Annotated in this window: 21 protein-coding genes; all 21 read left to right on the top strand. The window is 49.0% G+C overall.

Annotation, left to right across the window (positions count from 1 at the left end; genetic code table 11):
• Positions 1-5: 5 nt before the first annotated feature.
• Positions 6-1766, top strand: a complete 1761-nt coding sequence (fliF, locus tag ACED36_RS15705) for a flagellar basal-body MS-ring/collar protein FliF (protein WP_017004409.1) — start codon at positions 6-8, stop codon at positions 1764-1766.
• Positions 1756-2799 (top strand): flagellar motor switch protein FliG, encoded by a 1044-nt coding sequence (gene fliG, locus ACED36_RS15700; protein ID WP_016960130.1) that lies wholly within the window; start codon positions 1756-1758, stop codon positions 2797-2799. The genes fliF and fliG overlap by 11 nt, the downstream gene beginning before the upstream one ends.
• 67 nt (positions 2800-2866) lie before the next feature.
• Positions 2867-3931: a flagellar assembly protein FliH gene (gene fliH, locus ACED36_RS15695; protein ID WP_371733518.1), complete on the top strand. Its 1065-nt coding sequence runs from the start codon at positions 2867-2869 to the stop codon at positions 3929-3931.
• The gene (fliI, locus tag ACED36_RS15690) at positions 3915-5231 is read left to right on the top strand and encodes a flagellar protein export ATPase FliI (protein ID WP_017006812.1); all 1317 of its coding nucleotides are present in this window, start codon (positions 3915-3917) and stop codon (positions 5229-5231) included. Before fliH ends, fliI begins: the two co-directional genes overlap by 17 nt.
• Before the next feature lie 7 nt (positions 5232-5238).
• Positions 5239-5685, top strand: coding sequence for a flagellar export protein FliJ (gene fliJ, locus ACED36_RS15685; protein WP_017004406.1), 447 nt, complete (start codon positions 5239-5241; stop codon positions 5683-5685).
• A 93-nt stretch (positions 5686-5778) separates the two neighbouring features.
• Positions 5779-7761 (top strand): flagellar hook-length control protein FliK, encoded by a 1983-nt coding sequence (locus ACED36_RS15680; protein ID WP_371733517.1) that lies wholly within the window; start codon positions 5779-5781, stop codon positions 7759-7761.
• A gap of 65 nt (positions 7762-7826) precedes the next feature.
• Entirely contained in the window at positions 7827-8327 is a 501-nt protein-coding gene (fliL, locus tag ACED36_RS15675) for a flagellar basal body-associated protein FliL (protein WP_016960135.1), read from the top strand.
• Between the two features lie 7 nt (positions 8328-8334).
• Positions 8335-9396 (top strand): flagellar motor switch protein FliM, encoded by a 1062-nt coding sequence (fliM, locus tag ACED36_RS15670; RefSeq protein ID WP_016960136.1) that lies wholly within the window; start codon positions 8335-8337, stop codon positions 9394-9396.
• 29 nt (positions 9397-9425) lie between these two features.
• Positions 9426-9815 carry a flagellar motor switch protein FliN gene (fliN, locus tag ACED36_RS15665; protein ID WP_016960137.1) on the top strand — a complete coding sequence of 130 codons (390 nt, stop codon included), beginning with the start codon at positions 9426-9428 and terminating at the stop codon, positions 9813-9815.
• Positions 9816-9983: 168 nt separating this feature from the next.
• Entirely contained in the window at positions 9984-10373 is a 390-nt protein-coding gene (fliO, locus tag ACED36_RS15660) for a flagellar biosynthetic protein FliO (RefSeq protein WP_016960138.1), read from the top strand.
• Positions 10363-11199: a flagellar type III secretion system pore protein FliP gene (fliP, locus tag ACED36_RS15655; RefSeq protein ID WP_017006211.1), complete on the top strand. Its 837-nt coding sequence runs from the start codon at positions 10363-10365 to the stop codon at positions 11197-11199. Before fliO ends, fliP begins: the two co-directional genes overlap by 11 nt.
• 9 nt (positions 11200-11208) lie before the next feature.
• A complete protein-coding gene (fliQ, locus tag ACED36_RS15650; RefSeq protein ID WP_016960140.1) occupies positions 11209-11478 on the top strand; it encodes a flagellar biosynthesis protein FliQ in 270 nt (89 codons plus the stop codon).
• A 13-nt stretch (positions 11479-11491) separates the two neighbouring features.
• Complete coding sequence (gene fliR, locus ACED36_RS15645; protein ID WP_026024217.1) at positions 11492-12289, top strand: flagellar biosynthetic protein FliR; 798 nt, start codon at positions 11492-11494, stop codon at positions 12287-12289.
• Positions 12289-13422 (top strand): flagellar biosynthesis protein FlhB, encoded by a 1134-nt coding sequence (gene flhB / locus ACED36_RS15640; RefSeq protein ID WP_371733516.1) that lies wholly within the window; start codon positions 12289-12291, stop codon positions 13420-13422. The genes fliR and flhB overlap by 1 nt, the downstream gene beginning before the upstream one ends.
• A gap of 113 nt (positions 13423-13535) precedes the next feature.
• Positions 13536-15638 carry a flagellar biosynthesis protein FlhA gene (gene flhA, locus ACED36_RS15635; RefSeq protein WP_371733515.1) on the top strand — a complete coding sequence of 701 codons (2103 nt, stop codon included), beginning with the start codon at positions 13536-13538 and terminating at the stop codon, positions 15636-15638.
• 31 nt (positions 15639-15669) lie between these two features.
• Positions 15670-17325, top strand: coding sequence for a flagellar biosynthesis protein FlhF (flhF, locus tag ACED36_RS15630; protein ID WP_371733514.1), 1656 nt, complete (start codon positions 15670-15672; stop codon positions 17323-17325).
• A complete protein-coding gene (locus tag ACED36_RS15625; RefSeq protein ID WP_016960145.1) occupies positions 17318-18205 on the top strand; it encodes a MinD/ParA family protein in 888 nt (295 codons plus the stop codon). The genes flhF and ACED36_RS15625 overlap by 8 nt, the downstream gene beginning before the upstream one ends.
• A complete protein-coding gene (locus ACED36_RS15620; protein WP_026023987.1) occupies positions 18198-18920 on the top strand; it encodes an RNA polymerase sigma factor FliA in 723 nt (240 codons plus the stop codon). Before ACED36_RS15625 ends, ACED36_RS15620 begins: the two co-directional genes overlap by 8 nt.
• Positions 18921-18969: 49 nt before the next feature.
• Positions 18970-19338, top strand: a complete 369-nt coding sequence (gene cheY, locus ACED36_RS15615; protein WP_016960147.1) for a chemotaxis response regulator CheY — start codon at positions 18970-18972, stop codon at positions 19336-19338.
• Positions 19339-19373: 35 nt separating this feature from the next.
• Positions 19374-20105 (top strand): protein phosphatase CheZ, encoded by a 732-nt coding sequence (locus tag ACED36_RS15610; protein WP_371733513.1) that lies wholly within the window; start codon positions 19374-19376, stop codon positions 20103-20105.
• 9 nt (positions 20106-20114) lie between these two features.
• Complete coding sequence (locus ACED36_RS15605) at positions 20115-22259, top strand: chemotaxis protein CheA (RefSeq protein ID WP_371733512.1); 2145 nt, start codon at positions 20115-20117, stop codon at positions 22257-22259.
• Positions 22260-22266: the final 7 nt, after the last annotated feature.

The following is a 22266-nucleotide window of genomic DNA, read 5'->3' as shown; positions in this document are numbered from 1 at the left end:
AACCCGTGGCGGATGATAGTGACAACACGCAACTAGCCGTATCAGGTGGCGCAGCACTGCCAATGGCATCTGATGGTGGCTCGTTAAACGATCCAGATTTAATGGAACGCGATGTTTCGTCGTCCAGTGGTCCACTGGGAGGCATCGACATTGCGCGTCAATTGATCCTGATCGCCTCGGTGGTGATCTGCCTTTCCTTGCTTGTAGTGCTGTTTATTTGGGTGCAAGAGCCAGAAATGCGTCCATTAGGCTCTTATGAAACAGAAGAGTTGATCCCTATCCTGGATCATCTCGACACTCAAAAAACCGACTACCAACTGGAAGGCAATACCATTCGCGTTCCGGTCAAAGAATATTCCTCTATCAAGCTCAACCTCAGTCGTGCCGGTCTTAACTCCGCCCGTGAAGAGGGTGACGATATTTTGATGCAAGACATGGGCTTTGGTGTTTCTCAACAGCTTGAGCGAGAGCGTCTTAAACTCAGTCGTGAACGTCAACTTGCCGCTGCCATCGAAAAAATTCGCTCCGTTAGCAAAGCCCGTGTTCTGTTGGCGATGCCCAAACAAAGTGTCTTTGTTCGTCACAATCAAGATGCGTCTGCGACTGTCTTTTTGACCGTACGCGGAACCACGCAGTTGGGGCAAGAAGAGGTGGATTCCATTGTCGATATGGTGGCGTCTGCGGTTCCAAGCCTGAAACCTACTCGTGTCACGGTGACCGATCAACATGGTCGACTACTGAGTTCGGGCAATGAGAGTTCGATGGCGTCACAGCGCCGTAAAGAATACGAACTCGAGCGTAAACAAGAACAAGCTCTGCGGGGGAAAATTGACTCGATTTTGATCCCTGTGCTTGGGCTGGGTAATTATACGTCTCAGGTCGACGTGACCATGGATTTCAGCGCTGTTGAAGAAACGCGTAAGCGCTTTGACCCTGCTACCTCGTCTACGCGAAGCGAATACACCCGTGAGAATTACAATAACAGTGATTACGTCGCTGGTATCCCCGGTGCTTTGAGTAATCAGCCTCCTGCAGATGCAGCGATCCCTGAAGATGTGAATGATCTGAAAAACGGTGGCGCAGGGGATAAAGGCTCGCTCAGTCGTGAAGCAACGCGTAACTATGAACTGGATACCACCATTAGCCATCGCCGAGCACAAACAGGCACTGTCGCAAGACAAACCGTGTCCGTTGCGGTGGACTACATCTCAAGCACTAACCCTGAATCGGGTGAAATTACGCGAACGCCAGTGGGCGAACCAGAACTTGAAAAAATCCGCAGATTGTTGATTGGTGGGGTTGGCTACTCAGAATTACGTGGTGACGTGTTAGACGTTATTGCTATGCCGTTTGCAATACCAGAAGTGGAAATGCTTGGCGAAGTGCCAATCTGGGAGCATCCGAACTTCAACGATTGGGTTCGTTGGTTGGCTGCAGCGTTGGTTGTTATCGTGGTGGTTTTGGTCCTTGTTCGTCCGGCATTGTCGAAACTCATCAATCCGGCCAGAGATGACGATTCCATGCTTGGGCCTAATGGGGAAATGTTGGGACCAGATGGTTTGCCACTCAGCCCAGATGATGACATCGGCCTGATTGGTGCGGATTTAGATGGCTCCGGTAGCTTCGGTATGAGTTCATCAAACCTCAACTTACCTGATTTACATAAAGATGAAGACCTGCTCAAAGCTGTTCGAGCATTGGTTGCCAATGAACCAGATCTTGCAGCGCAGGTCGTGAAAAGCTGGGTGAGTGAAGATGCCTCCTAAAGATGATGATAATGGGTCGGGTAAAGATTTTGACATTACCCAACTGTCCGGTGTCGATAAAGCGGCCATTTTACTGTTGAGTCTGACTGAGCAAGATGCCGCCAGCATTATTCGACACTTGGAACCTAAGCAGGTGCAAAAAGTGGGCGGTGCCATGACTCAGATGAAAGATCTGAGTCAGGAAATGTTAGCAGCCGTTCATCGTGCGTTCCTAGAAGATATTCAGCGCTTTACTTCCATTGGTATGGGCAGTGAAGACTTCGTGCGTAATGCCTTGATGGCAGCATTGGGTGAAGACAAAGCCAACAACTTGGTTGATCAAATCTTGTTGGGAAGTGGCTCAAAAGGTCTCGACTCGCTCAAATGGATGGATCCCCGTCAGGTGGCGACCATTATCCTGAACGAGCACCCCCAAATTCAAACCATCGTGCTTTCTTACCTAGAGCCCGAGCAGTCCGCAGAAATTTTGACGCAATTTGCAGAGCGTGATGCGCTCGACCTTGTGATGCGTATTGCCAACCTTGAAGAAGTTCAACCAGCGGCGTTGCATGAACTGAATGAAATCATGGAGAAACAGTTTGCTGGTCAAGCGGGTGCGCAAGCAGCCAAAATTGGCGGCTTGAAAGCGGCTGCTGACATCATGAACTACATGGACAATGCGCTCGAATCCGCGTTGATGGAGCAAATCGGACAAAACGACGAAGAAATGGCATCGCAGATCCAGGATCTTATGTTTGTGTTCGACAACCTGTCAGACGTCGACGATCGTGGTATCCAAGCCATACTCAAAGACGTTCCTCAAGAAGCGCTTCAAAAAGCGCTCAAAGGTGCAGAAGAAGGGCTACGCGAAAAAATCTTTGCCAATATGTCCAAGCGTGCTGCCGAAATGCTGCAAGACGACTTGGAAGCCATGGGCCCGATTCGTGTTTCCGATGTGGAAGCGGCGCAGAAAGAAATTCTCTCTGTGGCACGTAGACTGTCTGATGCTGGCGAAATCATGCTAAGTGGCGGCGGTGCGGACGAGTTCCTCTAACCATGCAGATGCATGTAGAGAAATGGCATACGCCAGTTGAAACACAGATGAAAAGTAAAGGTGTAGCATGAGCTTAGATCGTCGTCGTGGGTACATTCGTGCCACTGAGGAGCAAGATAACGCCTTAGAACGTTGGTCGATTCCTAGCTATGGAAGTGCGGTTGCTGCGCCGAAAGATACTGCGCTCAACTATGATCCAAGTTGGGAGCCACCAGAGCCCGTTGATGAAGATCAAGAGCCTGAGATTGAACTCACCATGCTCACTGCGGATGCGTTGGAAGGTATCCGACAGTCTGCGGTCGATGAAGGCATGGAAGAGGGGCGATCGGCTGGATTTGAAGAAGGCCGAGAAGCTGGCTTCGAAGAAGGTAAAACAGCAGGATTCGAGCAAGGCAAAGAAGAAGGGTATCAGCAAGGGCTGACAGAAGGGCAGTTACTGATACAAGAGCGTTGTCAGCATCTTGACGCCATGCTCGAAAAACTGGCATTTCCTCTGGTACAAATAGACCACCACGTGCAGCAACAAGTCGTGGATATGGTCATGCACCTTGCAAAAGCCGTTATTCAAACGGAAGTGGTGACCAATCCCCAAATGATTTTAAACACCTTGCGTGAAGCGGTGAACGCGTTGCCAATGGCTGGACGTCAAATCACCATTTATTTGCATCCAGACGATATGGACGTGGTAACCGCCGCGCACAGCGAAGCGTCTTTGCGCGATCGCGAATGGCGATTGATTGCTGAGCCTGCGTTAAATCGTGGAGATATTCAGGTCGCGTGCGGAGACTCCGTCGTGGATTACCGCATAGAAGATCGTATCAAACAAATTTTGGCGCGTTTTGTTGGCCAAAACCTCTCCCGCGAACCGAATACGCCGGAAGGCTATGTTGACGTCATGCTCGGGGCGGATAAAGTTGTGCCACCAGAGTCTGAACAAGCCGTTTCCGCCGAACATGATGACGTGACTGAAACAAGCCATGTTGAGCAGAGCAGTGCTGACCAGCATGACGTTGATCCAAATAGTGCTGATGATTCAGCGCATGAATCACAAGCATTAGAAGAACAAGAAACCACGTTAGACCAAACTACCCTAACAGGTGATGCCGGAGAACATGATGGCCAGCCTGTCTGAAAACCTCGATGCGTTAACCCTTGATAACCTATCAATGCGACCCGTTGCCTCAGGCAAGTTGGTGCGTGTTGTCGGGTTGACGCTTGAAGCTATTGGTTGCCGCGCGCCAGTCGGCAGTTTGTGCAAAGTGGAAACCCTCAATGGCAACATTGAAGCGGAAGTGGTTGGTTTTTCGGGTGATACACTCTACTTGATGCCCAGTGAACAAATCTTTGGGGTGATGCCGGGAGCACGCGTCACGCCGATGTCAGAAGAGCAGGGCATCCCCGTAGGTTTTGAGCTGCTGGGACGTGTCATTGATGGTGTCGGCAACCCGCTTGACAGTCTGGGGGATATTTTTACCGGACAAACTGCATCGTTTACGCCAGCAACGATAAACCCTCTTGCCAGAAAACCTATCGATACACCTCTAGATGTGGGTATTAAAGCCATTAACGGTCTGTTGACCGTGGGTAAAGGTCAGCGTATCGGCTTGTTTGCCGGTTCTGGTGTAGGTAAATCTGTTACGTTGGGCATGATGACCCGAGGCACGACAGCACAAGTTGTCGTGGTTGGCCTGATTGGCGAACGTGGCCGAGAAGTTAAAGAATTTATTGATGAAATCCTTGGCGTTGAAGGGCGTGCACGTTCTGTCGTGATTGCCGCCCCTGCGGATGCATCCCCACTCATGCGTTTAAAGGGCTGCCAAACTGCACTGACTATCGCTGAATATTTCCGTGATCAAGGGTTAGATGTGTTACTGCTAATGGACTCCTTGACCCGTTTTGCGCAGGCGCAGCGTGAGATTGCGCTGTCTGTCGGTGAGCCACCGGCCACCAAAGGTTATCCGCCATCTGTGTTTGCTAAATTGCCTGCGTTGGTAGAACGCGCCGGTAATGGTGATGAAGGGCAAGGCTCTATTACCGCATTTTTTACCGTGCTAACCGAAGGTGATGATTTGCAGGATCCCATCGCCGATGCGGCGCGCGCGATTTTGGATGGTCACATCGTGTTGTCTCGAGAAATGGCGGATGCGGGGCATTATCCGGCAATTGATGTCGAACGTTCTGTCAGCCGTGTTATGCCCAATATTGTTAACGACGAACACATGCTAATGGCTCGTGCCGTGCGGCAAATTCTCTCCGTTTGTCGTAAAAATCAGGATTTGGTTTCTATTGGCGCGTATAAGCCGGGTACTGATCAAGGTATTGATCAGGCCTTCACATTGAAGCCAAGGCTTGATGGCTACCTACAACAAGGCATGAAAGAAGTGGTGCCCTATGACATGTGCGTCAACATGTTACGTTCTTCTTTGCAGTAGGTGATATATGTCTTCTAACGCCATGAATTTGTTACTTGAACAGGCCAAAAACACGGAGCATCAAGCGCATTTGATTTTGGTTGCCGCTCAGCAAGAACTACAGGGATACTACGTGCAAGTTGAGCAGATTGAACATTACCGCCTAGAATATTTTCGTCAGATGTCCGATCGTGGTCGGCAAGGGCTAAGTGCTAGCAGTTATGGTCACCTCAACCGCTTTATCGTTCAGCTTGATGAGACATTGGCGAAACAACGCCAGGCGGCAAGTGAGTTTGAAGACAATGTTGAGCGCTGTCGTGAACATTGGCAGCAATGTCGACAGAAAACGCGCTCGATAGAATGGTTGATTGAAAAACGCCTCAAGGAAGAAAAAATGCGGGCTGAGCGTCTGGATCAAAAACAGATGGATGAGTTTGCTACCCTTGCTTTTGCCCGCCAAAAAAGCCGTTTCTAGGCACTTGGCCTGATAATTGCTTCAAATCCTGTAACGAATGGTCAGCCTACACAGACTGCCCTTTAACGACAAAGTTTCTGAAGCGGGATCACTATGAGCCAAACCAGTTTCTTACTCTCAGGCGTTTCTAACAATAAAGCAGCCCTAGTCGAAGGCAAAGGCGTTTTGTCTCCCGAAGTCTCTGAAAGTGAAGGTGAAGGATTTTTCGCTCAACTTGCTCTGTTGGTTTCCGGTGATGGCGACGCAACAACTGAACTAGCCAGCGACGCCGCTTTAACTGAAGGTGATGCCGCAAGCGAAGAAGCCATCAGTGATGCCTTGCTAAAATCCATGACGCTTGCCGACGGAGAAGATGCCGAAAACTTGGCGCATAAGGGAGAAAACCTTGACGCTGAAGGCCTATCAGCCAGTGAAGGAAAGCCTTCTCTTTCGACGAGCAAAGACAGTGAAGATGCAGCATTGGCACTTAAAAGTGATGCCAAAAATGCAGAGGGTGGAAAATCCGCCCCGCAACAGCTAGCCAAGCAAGACGGTGAGGCCTTGTTGCAGCGTCTTAACGAATCCAGTCAAGCGCTACAAGGTGAAGCCATAGTGACCGATGATGGCGTAGCCGTTCCGGTCTATGAGCGAGATAAATTAGCGTCTGGCAAAAAGTTGCCGTCTGAGAGTGATACTGAACTTGCCGTCGATTCTGCGTTGCTGACAAAGCAAAGCGTCGTGTTGACAAAAAATGAAAAACTATCTGTTGAAGAAAACCCAGCCTTGTTATCTCAGCAAGCTGCGATGACCGAGGCAGGACAGCCTGTTTTAACCAGAGCGTTGCTGTCAGATGCTGAAAAACCTGCTTTGACTGATAAAACCATCACCGAGAATGGTGCCTCAGGCGCACTTCTTGGTGAGCAACAAGCAGCCCTCGTTTCTGGATTGGGTGGCATGAGCGAGTCAGCCGAAACAGTGGCTCCTGCAATATTAGCAGCGGCAAGTGCTGAAACGTTATCGGACGCTGAACGCGCTGTGTTACTTTCAGCAGAAATGGTGCAGGTGCCATCGCCATTAACGCAGACACAGATTAGCGGCACAGCGACACAGGCTGTAGTAGCCGATGCCGAGGGTGAAATCACCCCTGAAATGTTGGCAAAAGCCGGTGTTGCGTTTGAGTCACTGCCTAAAAGTCAGCAAGACGCGATGCTTCGCGCTCAAGCCCTGGCTTCGCAATCTGGACTCGCTTCTCCGCTGGCAGCCGATGGCGAACCCAGTGCTTTGATGAATGAGTTAAACGCCCGAGGCTTGTCCACCCAAGCACAAGCGAACATGACCCAAACTGCGTCAGCGGTGCATGCAGCAGTGAATCCTCCAGCAGCGCAAGCTACTGCAATGTCCGCGTTCGCTGCGATTCCGTGGACACCTGCTGCGGTTAGTGATGGTCAACCGAAATTGAACGCAAGCAGCGCAGCGTTAGAAGCGGCATCGGCAAAAGCGCTGACAGAAACAACCCGACCGGGCACTGATGTAAAAACCGAACAATTGGCCCAGCAGTTAGCATCAAGCTTTGGTAATCAAAGTTCGACCACGGCAGCGCGATTGGACACCACCGTTGCACAGAGCCCGTTGCAGATGAGCCAGAATCAAGGTGATGCAGCCAACGCTTTGTCAGAACGCGTCAACGTCATGTTGTCGAAAAACCTCAAACATGTTGATATTCGTTTAGATCCGCCCGAACTTGGCCGGATGCAGATTAAACTATCAATGAATCAAGATCAGGCATCCGTACAGTTTACGGTTGCCAACCAAGCCGCAAGAGAATTGGTAGAGCAATCCATGCCACGTCTTCGTGAAATGATGCAACAGCAAGGTTTGCAACTTTCACAGTCTTCGGTGCAGCAGCAAGATACAGGCGGGCGTCAATCCTTTGCTGGAAGCCAAACCCAACAAGGTGATGGCCAAGGTGGGCAGGGTAGACAAAGTGAATCATCGGGTTTTGGTCGCGGCGATGGCGATCATGAACTTGACCGCTCCAATACCAACCATGAGCTGTACGTCAACTCATCAAAAGACAGCATTGACTATTATGCTTAATGTAGCATTCATGTTGCGTATGTTTTGAATGTGGAATTGGATTAAACCGAGAATTGAGGTAAGTCATGGCAGACGAAGATATCGAAGCAGGCGGTGGTGGTGGTGGTAAAAAGAAACTGATTATTATTATCGTCGCGGTATTGGTGTTGTTAGGCGGTGGTGCTGGTGCTTTTTTATTCCTCATGGGAGGAGATAACAGCGCGGCACAAGAAGATATCGTGATTGAAGAAGCCGAACCGGTGAATCTTCAGGCAATTTATGTCACCTTGCAGCAGCCGTTTGTGTTCAACGTGACAGGAGACATGCAACAGAGATTGGTGCAAGTGAATGTCCAATTGATGGTGCGTGGCGATAGAAATGAAACAATGGCGAAACAGAATTTGCCTCTGGTTGAGCACAGTCTCCTGACGACATTTGGGGCTGCAACCGTGGAACAACTTCGTACGCCGCAAGGACAAGTGGAAGTCCGAAAACAAGCAGTCGACACTGTTCAGGCTGCAATGGAAAAAGTCACCGGCAAAACTGTGGTTGAGCGGGTGTTGTTTACTGGCTTTGTAATGCAATAGGTGCAATGTGACCGATCTACTCAGTCAAGACGAAATTGATGCGCTTCTCCATGGTGTGGACGATGTAGAAGATGATGAACCCGAAGCGAGTGGTGGAGGCGATATTGCTTCTGCTTCCAACTTCGACTTCTCATCGCAAGACCGCATTGTCCGTGGGCGAATGCCCACACTGGAGCTGATTAACGAGCGTTTCGCGCGACATATGCGGATCAGCTTGTTCAACATGCTGCGTAAAAGTGCTGAAGTGTCGATTAACGGCGTTCAGATGGTGAAGTTTGGTGAATACCAAAACACCTTGTTTGTTCCCACCAGTTTGAACATGGTGCGCTTCCGTCCGCTTAAAGGCACGTCGTTAGTGACCATGGAAGCGAGACTGGTGTTTATCTTGGTGGAGAATTTCTTCGGCGGTGATGGTCGATTCCACGCCCGTATCGAAGGCCGTGAGTTTACACCCACGGAGCGTCGAGTGATTCAAATGCTGTTGAAACTGGTATTTGAAGATTACAAAGACGCGTGGGCGCCAGTGATGAAAGTGGAGTTTGAGTATCTCGACTCCGAAGTAAACCCAGCAATGGCGAACATTGTGAGCCCAACAGAAGTGATTGTTGTAAGCTCCTTCCACATTGAATTGGATGGTGGCGGTGGTGATTTCCACGTGGTTATGCCGTATTCCATGGTGGAGCCGATACGTGAATTACTTGATGCAGGTATCCAAAGTGACAAGATGGATACGGACCTTCGTTGGTCAAAAGCATTGCAAGATGAAGTGATGGATGTGGAAGTGGAGTTAACAGCGAAGCTGCTGGAAACCCAACTCTCTTTACGTGATTTGATGGAATTGGAAGTCGGGGATGTCATTCCGGTGAAAATGCCTGATGCCTGCACCGTTTTTGTTGAAGATTTGCCGACGTTCCGCGGGAAAATGGGACAAGCTAACGACAATCTTGCTATCAAAATTAGCGAAAAATTGAAACGCCCTGAAGTGGCGAAAAGCGACATCGTGCTGTTGGAAGAAGACATGTCAGATTTTGAGCATGCTGAAAGCGGCAGAATTAACCACGATGAATAACACTGACAAACACGATGTGGTAGATAATCATGAGTGATGTAGAAGACGATTGGGCTGCGGCGCTTGCCGAACAGGCAGAAGTCGAAGGTGGGGATGACGTTCAAACGGCACCACTGGATGAATTGGTAGATGAAGCTCCGCCAATTAATGCCGATGAAGCCCGTAAGCTTGACGCTATTCTCGACATACCTGTCACCATTTCTATGGAAGTGGGGCGCACTAATATCAATATTCGTAACTTGCTGCAATTGAACCAAGGTTCGGTGGTGGAGCTGGATCGCCTCGCCGGTGAATCGCTGGATGTATTGGTGAATGGCACCTTGATTGCCCACGGCGAAGTGGTTGTGGTCAATGATAAGTTTGGTATTCGATTAACGGATGTGATCAGCCAGACAGAGCGTATCAAGAAACTGCGCTAACCGTTTTTTATTCGAACGGGTAATCGATCGCGATCGTACTGGCACGTCCCCTGAATGCCATAAAAAATGCATAGAAAGAGCACGCCCCTAGTGGCGTGCTTTTTTTTCGGCCTGAATTTTGCTTAAACAGATAAATTGCTCAAAAAACGAATGTGAAGAAGAGAGAAAATGGCACACCTGCGACTGACTATATTGGGTTTACTTTTTACGCCAAGCGCGTTTGCAGCAACCTCAAACGGCCAAAATCTAGCGACAACCTTTGTTGCTCTGCTGGTGGTGATCGGTGTGATTTTTGGTTTGGCATGGGTGCTTAAGCGTATGCAAGTTCCTTCTTTGATGGGTGCTAAGTCAGGGCTCAAGGTCGTTAGCCAAATACCACTTGGACAAAAAGAGCGTGTTGTTGTGCTCGATGTTAACGGTGAACAAGTCTTGGTGGGGGTCACGCCGCATCAAATCACTTTATTGAAAACGTTGGATACGCCCATTGCTGCGCCAGAGCAAGGTCCGTCCTTTTCTTCTCAACTTAATCAAATTCTGAGAAAAAATGATGCGTCTTAAATCTGTCAGTGCCATTTTTCTGGCGCTTTGTTGTTTTATTGTCACACCGTATGCGTTCGCGCAAGAAGAGCCAGCCCCCGCGACTGAAACGGTGACAGAAACCCTGATCAGTGAGGCCGGTGAAGCCTCAATGATGCAAGCCACCAATGGAGGCGGTGGTATTCCAGCGCTGACCATGACGGTCAATCCCGATGGGGGAGAAGACTATTCGGTGACGCTGCAAATTCTGGCGCTCATGACCGCGCTTGGATTCTTACCAGCGATTGTGATTTTGATGACCTCATTTACCCGTATTGTGGTGGTGATGTCGATATTGCGTCAGGCCATGGGCTTGCAACAAACACCGTCGAATCAGGTCATCATTGGCATCGCCATGTTCCTCACCTTTTTTGTGATGTCACCTGTTATCGACCGAATGAATGTCACTGCCGTTCAGCCATACCTCAATGAAGAAATTAGTTCCCGCGAAGCATTTGACCTTGTGCAGATCCCGCTGAGAGAGTTCATGCTCAAGCAAACGCGAGTGAAAGACTTAGAAACCTTTGTGAGTATGTCCGGCTCTGATGCCACAGAGACTGAGCAAGTCCCAATGACAGTGTTGATCCCTGCGTTCATCACGTCAGAGCTGAAAACCGCATTCCAGATCGGGTTTATGTTATTCCTTCCTTTTTTGATCATCGATCTGGTTGTGGCATCTGTGTTGATGGCGATGGGTATGATGATGCTATCACCCATGATTGTGTCCTTGCCGTTTAAGCTCATGCTGTTTGTGCTGGTGGATGGGTGGAACCTCATCTTGTCCACATTAGCCGGCAGTTTTGGGTAGGAGTTCGTTATGGCACCAGAAGCGTTTGTTGAGCTGTTTCAAGATGCGTTGTACCTGATACTTGTCATGGTCTGCGCCATCATTATTCCGGGTCTTATCGTGGGTTTAATCGTGGCTGTGTTCCAAGCCGCCACCTCAATCAATGAGCAAACCTTGAGTTTCCTGCCGCGTCTGATTGCAACGCTAGTTGCTATGATGGTGTTTGGTCACTGGATGACACGAATGCTGATGGAGTATTTCATCCGTTTGGTGGAAGAAATCCCCACGCTGCTTTACTGACTGAGCATTCAGCATGGAATATCCCGCGCACATTATTCTTGAGTGGATGGCCCAGTTCTTTTGGCCGTTGACACGTATCTCCGCCATGATGATGACCATGACGTTCTTTGGCGCGCGTTTTGTTCCGGTACGCGTACGTTTGTATCTATCACTTGCGATTACTTTTGCTGTGATGCCCGCCATTCCACGTATTCCAGACACCGTAGAGCTAGTCTCTTTTGGTGGTTTTTTGGTGTTGGCTCAACAACTACTGATTGGCATCGCGATGGGTACGATTACCCAATATGTGATGCAGACCTTTGTCTTGCTTGGTCAGATAATCGGTATGCAGTCGAGCCTTGGCTTCGCTTCAATGGTTGATCCCGCTAACGGCCAAAACACGCCCTTACTGGGGCAGTTTTATCTGTTTATCGCAACCATGCTTTTCCTTTCTACCGATGGGCATTTACAAATGCTGAGTCTGGTAGTGATGAGTTTCAAAAGCTTACCCATTGGCGAAACGTTGCAATCTGCAGATTATCGGGCGCTGACTGATTGGTTTGGCATCATGTTCAGCGTGGCATTGGGCATGGCATTGGCGGGCATTATTGCCCTGCTGACGGTCAACATTTCCTTCGGTGTGATGACACGTGCCGCCCCTCAGTTAAACATTTTTTCACTCGGCTTTTCCTTTGCCTTGCTGGTTGGCCTCATGATTTGCATGTATTTGCTCAGCGGGATCTTACCGCATTATCTGAACCACTGGGATACGGGTGTGAATGCCGTCTGTGACTTGATTCGTCTCGACTGTAATGTGAGTGGAGGTGCCTAATGGCAGAAAACGAAGGCCAAGAACGCACAGAAGACGCCACGCCCCGAAGGCGTGAGCAGGCGCGAGAAAAAGGTCAAGTACCGCGCTCAAGAGAACTGGCATCAGTCGCTGTATTGGTGATAGGTGCCATCGCACTCATGTGGTTTGGCGAAAGCGTAGGTGAAGCGCTGATGGAAACCATGCGTAAGTTTTTTACGCTGTCGCGAGAGGAAATCTTTGACGTCACCCTGTTAGGACGGATCATTTATGGCGCCATATTTCACGTCACTTGGCCATTGGCTCAGGTGTTGCTGATGTTGTTCGTTGCTGGCTTAATTGGCGCATCTGCACTGGGTGGGGTGTCGTTTTCTTGGGAAGCAGCAAGACCTAAGCTCTCCAAAATGAGCCCACTTCAAGGGATAAAACGCATGTTTGGCATGCAGAGTATGGTGGAGTTGCTCAAATCGATTTTGAAAGTAACGCTGGTGGCTGGGGTGGCGTTTTACCTGATGTGGTCCAGTATTGGTGATTTTTATCAGCTCAACGTTGAAATGTTCCCCACCAATTTGTATCACGCACTAGATATCTTGCTGAATTTTGTGCTTCTCATTTGCTGTTCTTTACTGGTCGTTGTCGCGATCGATGTGCCGTTCCAGATTTGGCAGCACAATGATCAGCTAAAAATGACGAAACAAGAAATTAAAGATGAATACAAAGATACCGAAGGTAAACCTGAGGTTAAAGGGCGTATTCGTATGCTCCAACGTGAAATGGCACAGCGCCGCATGATGGCGGAAGTCCCGTCTGCTGACGTGGTGATCACCAACCCAGAGCACTATTCGGTCGCCCTTCGCTATGACAGTAAAATAGACCGTGCCCCAGTCGTGGTCGCCAAAGGTTCGGATTTTATGGCGATTAAAATTCGAGAAGTTGCCGCACAGCATGACATTAGCATTGTCCCTGCGCCTCCTTTGGCGCGTGCTGTGTATTACAGCACGGAACTGGAAGACCAAATTCCTGACGGTTTGTTCGCGGCGGTGGCGCAATTGCTGGCTTACGTGTTCCAGCTAAAGCAGTATCAAAAGGGGCGTGGACGTAAACCGACGTCGTTGGCGGACCAACAACTCCCTATACCGACAGAATTACGTCGTTAATTGGTCGAAATGCGCACGATTTTTAGCAATGTGTTGATATTAAAGCCTAAAAAAGATGGTTCGTTTTTTGCTTAGTAGTAAATAGTGATTTAGCCTGAGACAACAAACGACCCATGAAGCTTTCGTTGCCGTACATCAATAAGGTGCAAGAAAAACTCCCGTTCAAGCTTGGCGTCATGCCTGCAGTGGGTGCGCCGATATTGGTGCTCTCAGCGCTGGCGATGGTGATTTTACCCGTTCCCGCTTTCTTGCTCGACATGTTCTTCTCTTTCAATATCGCCTTGTCGCTTGTTGTCCTGCTGGTGACCATTTACACCCGTAGACCTCTCGATTTTGCTGCGTTTCCAACCGTACTTCTTATCGCCACATTGCTGCGCTTGGCGCTGAACGTTGCGTCAACGCGAGTGGTCTTGTTGCACGGTCATGAAGGGCCGGGTGCTGCGGGTCAGGTTATTGACGCTTTTGGTTCGGTGGTGATTGGTGGCAACTACGCTGTTGGCCTCGTTGTCTTCCTGATTTTGATGATTATCAACTTCATGGTTGTTACCAAAGGTGCTGGCCGTATTTCAGAAGTGAGCGCACGCTTTACCTTGGACGCATTGCCAGGTAAACAAATGGCGATTGATGCCGACTTGAATGCTGGATTGATCGACCAAGACCAAGCACGTACGCGTCGTTCGGAAGTCACAAAAGAAGCTGACTTTTACGGCTCGATGGACGGTGCGTCGAAATTCGTCAAAGGCGATGCTATCGCGGGTATTTTGATTCTGGCGATCAATATCATCGGCGGCTTGTCGATTGGTATGGTTCAGCATGACGTCAGCTTCTCCGATGCCATTGAAATCTATACGCTGCTGACCATCGGTGATGGCCTCGTCGCGCAAATCCCATCGCTTTTGCTCTCTATTGGCGCCGCTATCATGGTGACGCGTCAAAACACAGACGAAGACATGGGACAACAAGTGGTGTTCCAGCTTGTTGAAAACCCTAAAGCACTGATCATCGCGACGGGAATTTTGACCGTGATGGGCGTGGTGCCAGGTATGCCACATTTTCCTTTCCTGTCGTTGGCACTTGTTTGCGGTGGTTTTGCGTATTGGAAAACGCAACAGCGTGACAATGCTAAGAAGGCGGCAGAAGAAACGCCTAAACAAGATTTGGTCAAACCTAAACCGAAAGAGTTGTCGTGGGATGACGTACAACCCGTTGATGTCATTGGTTTAGAAGTAGGTTATCGCTTAATTCCTATGGTTGACCGAGACCAAGGTGGTGAGCTACTCGACCGTGTGAAAGGCGTGCGTAAAAAGCTGTCGCAGGATTTTGGTTTTCTCATACCCCCTGTACATATTCGCGACAATCTCGAACTGCCACCTAACAGTTACCGCATTACCTTGATGGGCGTGGCTGTCGGTGAAGCCGATATTCGACCTGACAAAGAGTTGGCGATTAACCCTGGGCAAGTGTTTGGCCCGATTGAAGGCGAACCGACGGTTGACCCAGCATTCAACCTTGAAGCGGTTTGGATTGATAAATCTCAGCGTGAGCATGCGCAAGCGCTGGGTTATACCGTGGTTGATTCCGCCACGGTACTCGCGACACACTTAAGTCAGATGCTGACTAACAACGCAGAGCGTTTGTTGGGTCACGAAGAAGCACAAAATCTTATCGACATGCTTGCCAAGCAGGCGCCTCGTTTGGTTGAAGGGTTGATCCCCGACCTTGTGTCGCTGGGGGCGGTCGTGAAAGTGATGCAGAACTTGCTCAATGAAGCCATTCCTATTCGTGACGTTAGAACCATCATTCAGACACTTTCTGAGTACGCGCCGAAGAGTCAAGATCCTGACATTTTGACGGCCGCAGTGCGCATTTCACTCAAGCGATTAATCGTACAAGAAATCAATGGTATAGAGCCTGAGTTGCCAGTGATTACGTTGGTTCCTGAGTTGGAACAGATATTGCATAAAACTATGCAGGCATCAGGTGGCGAGTCCACAGGTATAGAACCAGGGCTTGCTGAGCGATTGCAGCAAAGCTTGTCAGAGGCAACGCAACAGCAGGAACTTCAGGGTGAACCCGCAGTATTGCTAACCTCAGGCGTTCTTCGATCCACCTTAGCCAAGTTTGTTAAGAACACGATTCCGTCATTGCGCGTTCTGTCTTATCAGGAAGTGCCAGACGAAAAACAAATAAGAATTGTAAGAGCGGTTGGCAACTGATGCCGTGCATCAGTAAATCAGGACAACGATTTTGAAAATTAAACGATTTTTTGCCAAAGACATGCGTACAGCATTAGCCGAAGTGAAAGAAGCACTCGGCGCAGATGCGGTCATCATGTCGAACAAGAAAGTGACCGGCGGTGTCGAAATCGTGGCGGCTGTTGATACTGAAACGCCAACTCGTGATGTGCGCAAAGAAGCCGCAAAAACACAAATGGCTCAGAGTATGGATCGCGCGCAACAGCCTCGTCGCGTTGCTGACGACAAAGTCCATCTTCGTCGTGACATCAACAAAGAGGCGTCCAGAAAGCCATTAGGTGGTGCTCTTGGTAGCAAGTTTTCCAGCTTGCTGGACCGCTATCAGTCACAACTGCCAGACAATGAACGCCTTGAAGAGCCTGAACCAGAAGTTGATTCACTCAGTGCATTGCTTGCTCGTCAGAGTGATATACGTCGCCGTGAAACAGAAACAGCTTACGGTGCGGCGCAGCAGCCACTTCGTCGCCCCAATGGTGTTCAAGGCAACAATGCTCAAAATGGCAATGCGAAGGGCGGCAATGCAGGTGGTCAAGGCTACAGCTCAACAACTGCTCGAAACAACCAGCAAGCCAAAGGTCAGGAACTCGATCGCTTATATCGTCAAAAACGTGACGACATGGAGCGCCGTGACCCAAGAACCGGCGCGCGTCAGGAAAATCGTCTTGACGATACTCGCAAAGAATTACGTAAGCCAGCGCCTCGACAACCGGACGAAATGGAATCGATGCGTAAAGAAATGGCAACAATTCGGAGCCTGTTGGAACACCAATTATCAGGCTTAATGTGGCAAGAAGTTGAGCGCAAAGAGCCGCTTCGCGCCATGTTAATCAAACGACTCGAAAAAATGGGGATTTCACCCGTGCTGGCTGACCAGTTAGCAGGGTATATTCCGGAAGATACTGCACCGAATGAAGCGTGGTCAGAGTTGCTAGAACTTGTTGCAGATCAAGTGATTACTTCAAGTGAAAACCTATTGGAAACCGGTGGCGTCATTGCTCTTTTAGGGCCTACAGGCGTAGGGAAAACCACCACGATCGCGAAACTTGCGGCAAGGGCGGCAATGGACTTCGGCCCAGAAGAAATAGCACTGGTGACAACAGATACATTTCGTATCGGCGCACACGAGCAACTTGCGACTTACGGCAGAATTTTAGGCTGTCCGGTAAAAGTTGCTAAAGATGCAGACACACTGGCCGATATTCTGTATCAGTTACGTCATCGTCGACTGATCCTTTTGGATACCGCAGGCATGGGCCAGCGTGATCTGAGGCTCTCAGAACAACTTGATACTCTGATCCAAAGTAGTGGTTCACATATCCGAAGCTTACTTGTCTTACCCGCCACCTCACAGCGTCGCGTGTTACAAGAGACCATTGACCATTTTCGACGTATTCCCCTATCAGGGTGTGTGCTGACAAAATTGGATGAATCTCTCAGCCTAGGGGAGCTACTGAGCGTGACCATCGAAAATGCGCTTCCAGTGACTTATCTTGCTGACGGGCAACGAGTGCCAGAAGACATTCGTCATGCCAGTGGAAGATACCTGGTCAACAGGGCAAGTGAACTAATGGATCAAGATTCAGAGCAGCAAAACCATTTCTGGAGTCATGATGTACCAGAGTCGAATGCGGCGGACTTTTATGATTGAGACAACCATGCATGATCAAGCAAGCGGCCTCCGCCGTATGACAAACCCGACTCGCACCAAAGTGATCACCGTAACGGGTGGCAAGGGTGGCGTGGGCAAAACCAATATTACCTTGGGTATCGGCATGGCAATGGCGAAGCAAGGTAAAAAAGTCATGGTGTTGGATGCTGACTTGGGTTTGGCGAATATTGATGTGCTTTTGGGAATACGTGTTGGTAAAAACCTAAGCCACGTTATGCAAGGTGTCTGTGACCTTAAAGACATTATTGTAGAAGGGCCCCATGGCTTAAAGATTATTCCTGCGTCATCGGGAATGCGAGGCATGACAGAGCTATCAACGGCGCAACACGCTGGCCTTATTCGTGCCTTTGGTACTTTGGATGAAGAGGTGGATGTACTGCTTGTCGATACGGCAGCGGGTATTTCTGACATGGTGCTTAGCTTTTCACGAGCGGCGCAAGATGTATTGATTGTGGTGTGTGATGAGCCAACATCCATCACTGATGCCTACGCATTAATCAAGCTGTTAAGCCGTGAACATGGCGTTACTCGCTTCAAAATTGTGGCCAATATGGTGCGCAGTTATCGAGAAGGTCGCGATTTATTTACAAAATTAACGCGTGTAACAGAAAGATTTTTAAATGCTAATCTAGAATTAGTAGCATGTGTTCCATTAGATGAACGGGTGCGACAGTCTGTGAAGAAGCAAAAAGTGGTTGTGGATGCGTTTCCTCAATCGCCTGCAGCCCTCGCTTTGAATGCACTTGCGAACAAAGCGCTGACCTGGCCAGTACCTCGAAACCCAGGTGGGCATTTGGAGTTCTTTGTCGAGAGACTTCTTGTACGCGATGAAGCGGCAGGAGACTATCTCGGTGAATAGAGCGCTCACCTACAGCAGGACAGGAGCCTCAACGGAAACAGTGTTTGAGCAATATTCAACGCTAGTAAAGCGTATTGCTCATCATCTGGTTTCTCGTTTGCCCCCTAATGTGCAGGTTGATGATTTGATTCAGGCGGGCATGATTGGCCTGTTAGAAGCGCAACAAAACTATGACGCCTCAAAAGGGGCGAGTTTTGAAACCTATGCCGGGATCCGAATTCGTGGTGCCATGTTAGATGACATCCGAAAAGGTGACTGGGTTCCACGCTCTGTGCACAGAAACAACCGCCAGATCAGCGAGGTCATTTCGCAACTGGAAGGCGAGTTAGGACGAGATCCTAACGACAAAGAAATTGCGAAACGTTTGGGTATGAGCCTTGACCAGTATTATCAGATCCAAAATGATATCAATGCTGGGCGACTAATTGGTATCGAAGATCTAGGCGTTTCAGAAGATGCTTTCGTGACAGAAAAGCATCGCGAAGAGAACCTTCCCTTTGAGGAAGTCGCAGAAGATAGCTTTAAGGCGCACCTAGCTAAAGCCATCAAAGGACTCCCTGAAAGAGAAGCTTTGGTACTCTCTCTCTATTACGACGAGGAACTTAACCTCAAGGAGATTGGTGCCATTATCGGGGTCAGTGAATCCCGAGTTTGCCAGATTCAAAATCAGGCAATGCAGCGGTTACGGACCAAGCTAACTGCTTGGTCAAAGTAAGTTTTTATAATTATAAGGGACCTCACCGGAGGCAACTTTGGATACAAATATGAAAATCCTCATTGTTGATGATTTCTCAACAATGAGACGTATAGTTAAAAATCTCCTTCGTGATCTGGGTTTCAACAACACCGTTGAAGCAGATGACGGCTTAACAGCACTGCCTATTCTCAAAAAAGGTGGTATTGAATTTGTCGTCACTGACTGGAACATGCCGGGAATGCAGGGCATCGATCTGCTCAAAAATATTCGTGCTGATGCTGATCTTAAGCATTTGCCAGTATTGATGATCACAGCCGAAGCCAAGCGTGAACAAATCGTAGAAGCGGCTCAAGCGGGCGTTAATGGCTATATTGTTAAGCCATTCACTGCAGCCACGCTGAAAGAGAAGCTGGACAAGATTTTCGAACGCATGTGATTTGCTTCTTCGCGCAGTGAAGGATTATTAAAATAATGATAACACTCGACCAAGCTAAAGAATTGGTCAGTTTGCTAGAAGAAGGGAATCAGGAAGGCGCGAACGAGTTGTTGGCCAAATTGACCGGCGACCCGCGTAATCCGCTCTTCAATGAGGTTGGGAAACTGACACGGCAACTGCACGATTCGCTCTCTAATTTTCGCTTGGATCCGCGCGTCAATGATCTCGCTACTAGCGAGATTCCTGATGCAAAAGATCGCCTTAACTTTGTTATGGAAAAAACGGAAATCGCTGCAAACCGAACCATGGATGCAGTGGAAGCGACGTTACCTATCGCCGATAACCTTCAAGATTGTCTCTCTCAGGTTAGACCTCAGTGGAATAATCTCATGGGAGGGCGGATTGACCTATTAAATTTCAAAGAGTTGTGTCATCAGATCGATGGTTTGCTGACACAGGTCGAAGGCGATACCACTAAATTACACAGTCAACTGACTGAGATCTTGATGGCGCAAGATTTCCAAGATATTACGGGGCAAGTTATTCGTCGCGTTATAGATTTGGTTCAAGAAGTCGAAAAACAACTGGTCGAAATCCTGACAGCATTTGGGTTGGATGATGAACAGGAACAATTAGAACCAGAAACAGTACAACAATCTGGCATCGAGGCTGAAGGTCCCGTCGTCACTGAGGAACAGCGTCAAGAGAAAAATGTGATGCAGAGTCAGGATGATGTGGACGATTTACTTTCAAGTCTTGGCTTTTAGGGAGGCGTTATGAGCTTTGAAATGGATGAAGAAATCCTGCAGGACTTTTTGATCGAAGCAGGGGAAATTCTGGAACTATTGTCTGAACAGCTTGTGGATCTGGAAAAAACGCCGGAAGACCGCAATTTGTTGAACGCAATTTTCCGTGGGTTTCACACGGTTAAAGGTGGTGCAGGCTTTTTGTCACTCACTGAGCTGGTAGATACCTGCCACGGTGCCGAAAACATCTTTGATAACCTTCGTAATGGTGGCCGTGAAATAAACGCAGAAGTGATGGATATCATCCTTCAAGCGCTTGATACTGTTAATGAGCAGTTTGCTTGTGTTCAACAAAGTGAGCCAGCACCAGCCGCTAATCCAGAACTGTTGGCTGCATTGCACAAATACAGTAGACCAGCTTCTGAAGACGAAGCGACTGAAGCTGTTGCACCCGAGCCTGAACCCGAGCCAGAACCAGAACCTGAAATCGTCGAAACGCCATCTGGCGGCGATGCGATTGCGGGCGACTCTGTTGATGAAATCACCGACGATGAGTTTGACCGCTTGCTCGATCAGCTCCATGGCAAAGGCCAATCGCCAACGGTGGGTAATGCAGAGCCTGCTGCCTCGTCGGACAGTGGCGACATGACCGATGATGAATTCGATAAATTATTGGATGACTTACACGGTGCAGGTAAAGGCCCTGACCTTGGTAGTGACAATTCACAAGCTTCTCCGCCGCCTCAAAATTCAGCGGTAGAAAGTCCAAGCAGTGATGAAATCAGTGATGATGAATTCGAAAAACTATTAGACGATTTGCACGGTAAGGGCAAAAGCCCTATCGAAAATGCAGTGTCTAATGACAAAGCCGCGCCTGCTGCTGCTGCACCCAAAGCTGCACCTGCACCTGCTCCACCTCCTGCTCCAAAAGCAGAAGCGCCAGCGGCGAAGCCGCCAGCACCAGTAGCAAAGCCACCAGCTAAAGCTGAAGAGAAAAAAACACCGGTTCCACAGCCAGAGCAAACCGTTCGTGTTAACACGTCAACGCTCGACACCATTATGAACATGGTGGGTGAATTGGTACTGGTGCGAAACCGCTTGGTCAGCCTAGGTGCAAACAGCGAAGATGAACACATGGCGAAAGCGGTGACGAACCTCGACGTCGTGACGGCTGATTTGCAGGGCGCAGTGATGCAAACCCGCATGCAACCGATTAAAAAGGTGTTTGGTCGTTTCCCCCGCGTTGTTCGCGATTTGGCTCGTACTCTCAAAAAAGACATCGTGCTGGAAATGCGCGGTGAAGAAACTGATCTTGATAAAAACCTGGTTGAAGCACTGGCCGATCCAATGGTCCACTTGGTGCGTAACTCGGTTGATCACGGGATTGAAATGCCCGATGTTCGCGAGCAAAACGGTAAACCTCGAGTAGGTACGGTGACACTGGCGGCATCTCAAGAAGGCGATCATATTCTGCTAACCATCGAAGATGATGGTGGCGGTATGGATGCTGAAAAACTTCGTGAAATCGCAGTTAATCGTGGCGTGTTGGACGCTGACGCGGCAGCACGTTTGACGGATGTTGAAGCGTTCAACCTGATTTTTGCGCCGGGCTTTTCAACCAAAGTCGAGATTTCAGATATCTCCGGCCGAGGCGTGGGCATGGATGTAGTGAAAACCGCCATTACCCAGCTTAACGGCACGATCTCCATCGACTCGGCCCTAGGCCGTGGTACTGTCATCTCAATCAAAGTGCCACTCACACTGGCTATTTTGCCAACGTTGATGGTCGGTATTGGTAACAATCCGTTTGCATTCCCGCTTTCTAATGTTAATGAAATCATTGGCTTGGATTTATCGAGAACCAATACGATTGACGGTCAGTTAACCATCATTGTTCGTGAAAAAGCCATTCCATTGTTCTATCTCCAAGATTGGCTATGTAAGACGCGCGCAGAGGTGAGAGACAGCGGTCATGTTGTTGTTGTTCAGATGGGGCATCAGTCAGTTGCATTCGTTGTCGACTCCCTGATTGGACAAGAAGAAGTGGTTATCAAACCGTTGGATGAGTTGTTGCAAGGAACGCCAGGAATGGCAGGTGCAACGATTACCAGTGATGGTCACATTGCATTAATTCTTGATGTGCCTAATCTGCTCAAGCGCTACGCTAGCCGATAATAATTTA

Source organism: Enterovibrio sp. FF113 (genome assembly GCF_041439165.1).
In the GTDB taxonomy this organism is placed as follows: Bacteria; Pseudomonadota; Gammaproteobacteria; order Enterobacterales; family Vibrionaceae; genus Enterovibrio; species Enterovibrio norvegicus_A.
This window is presented reverse-complemented; position numbering and strand designations above follow the sequence as displayed.

Bases quoted from the DNA above. Each gene is read 5' to 3' on its own strand.
- fliG (WP_016960130.1), top strand. From the start codon at position 1,756: ATGCCTCCTAAAGATGATGATAATGGGTCGGGTAAAGATTTTGACATT.
- fliH (WP_371733518.1), top strand. From the start codon at position 2,867: ATGAGCTTAGATCGTCGTCGTGGGTACATTCGTGCCACTGAGGAGCAA.
- fliI (WP_017006812.1), top strand. From the start codon at position 3,915: ATGGCCAGCCTGTCTGAAAACCTCGATGCGTTAACCCTTGATAACCTA.
- fliJ (WP_017004406.1), top strand. From the start codon at position 5,239: ATGTCTTCTAACGCCATGAATTTGTTACTTGAACAGGCCAAAAACACG.
- ACED36_RS15680 (WP_371733517.1), top strand. From the start codon at position 5,779: ATGAGCCAAACCAGTTTCTTACTCTCAGGCGTTTCTAACAATAAAGCA.
- fliL (WP_016960135.1), top strand. From the start codon at position 7,827: ATGGCAGACGAAGATATCGAAGCAGGCGGTGGTGGTGGTGGTAAAAAG.
- fliN (WP_016960137.1), top strand. From the start codon at position 9,426: ATGAGTGATGTAGAAGACGATTGGGCTGCGGCGCTTGCCGAACAGGCA.
- fliO (WP_016960138.1), top strand. From the start codon at position 9,984: ATGGCACACCTGCGACTGACTATATTGGGTTTACTTTTTACGCCAAGC.
- fliP (WP_017006211.1), top strand. From the start codon at position 10,363: ATGCGTCTTAAATCTGTCAGTGCCATTTTTCTGGCGCTTTGTTGTTTT.
- fliQ (WP_016960140.1), top strand. From the start codon at position 11,209: ATGGCACCAGAAGCGTTTGTTGAGCTGTTTCAAGATGCGTTGTACCTG.
- fliR (WP_026024217.1), top strand. From the start codon at position 11,492: ATGGAATATCCCGCGCACATTATTCTTGAGTGGATGGCCCAGTTCTTT.
- flhB (WP_371733516.1), top strand. From the start codon at position 12,289: ATGGCAGAAAACGAAGGCCAAGAACGCACAGAAGACGCCACGCCCCGA.
- flhA (WP_371733515.1), top strand. From the start codon at position 13,536: ATGAAGCTTTCGTTGCCGTACATCAATAAGGTGCAAGAAAAACTCCCG.
- ACED36_RS15625 (WP_016960145.1), top strand. From the start codon at position 17,318: ATGATTGAGACAACCATGCATGATCAAGCAAGCGGCCTCCGCCGTATG.
- cheY (WP_016960147.1), top strand. From the start codon at position 18,970: ATGAAAATCCTCATTGTTGATGATTTCTCAACAATGAGACGTATAGTT.
- ACED36_RS15610 (WP_371733513.1), top strand. From the start codon at position 19,374: ATGATAACACTCGACCAAGCTAAAGAATTGGTCAGTTTGCTAGAAGAA.
- ACED36_RS15605 (WP_371733512.1), top strand. From the start codon at position 20,115: ATGAGCTTTGAAATGGATGAAGAAATCCTGCAGGACTTTTTGATCGAA.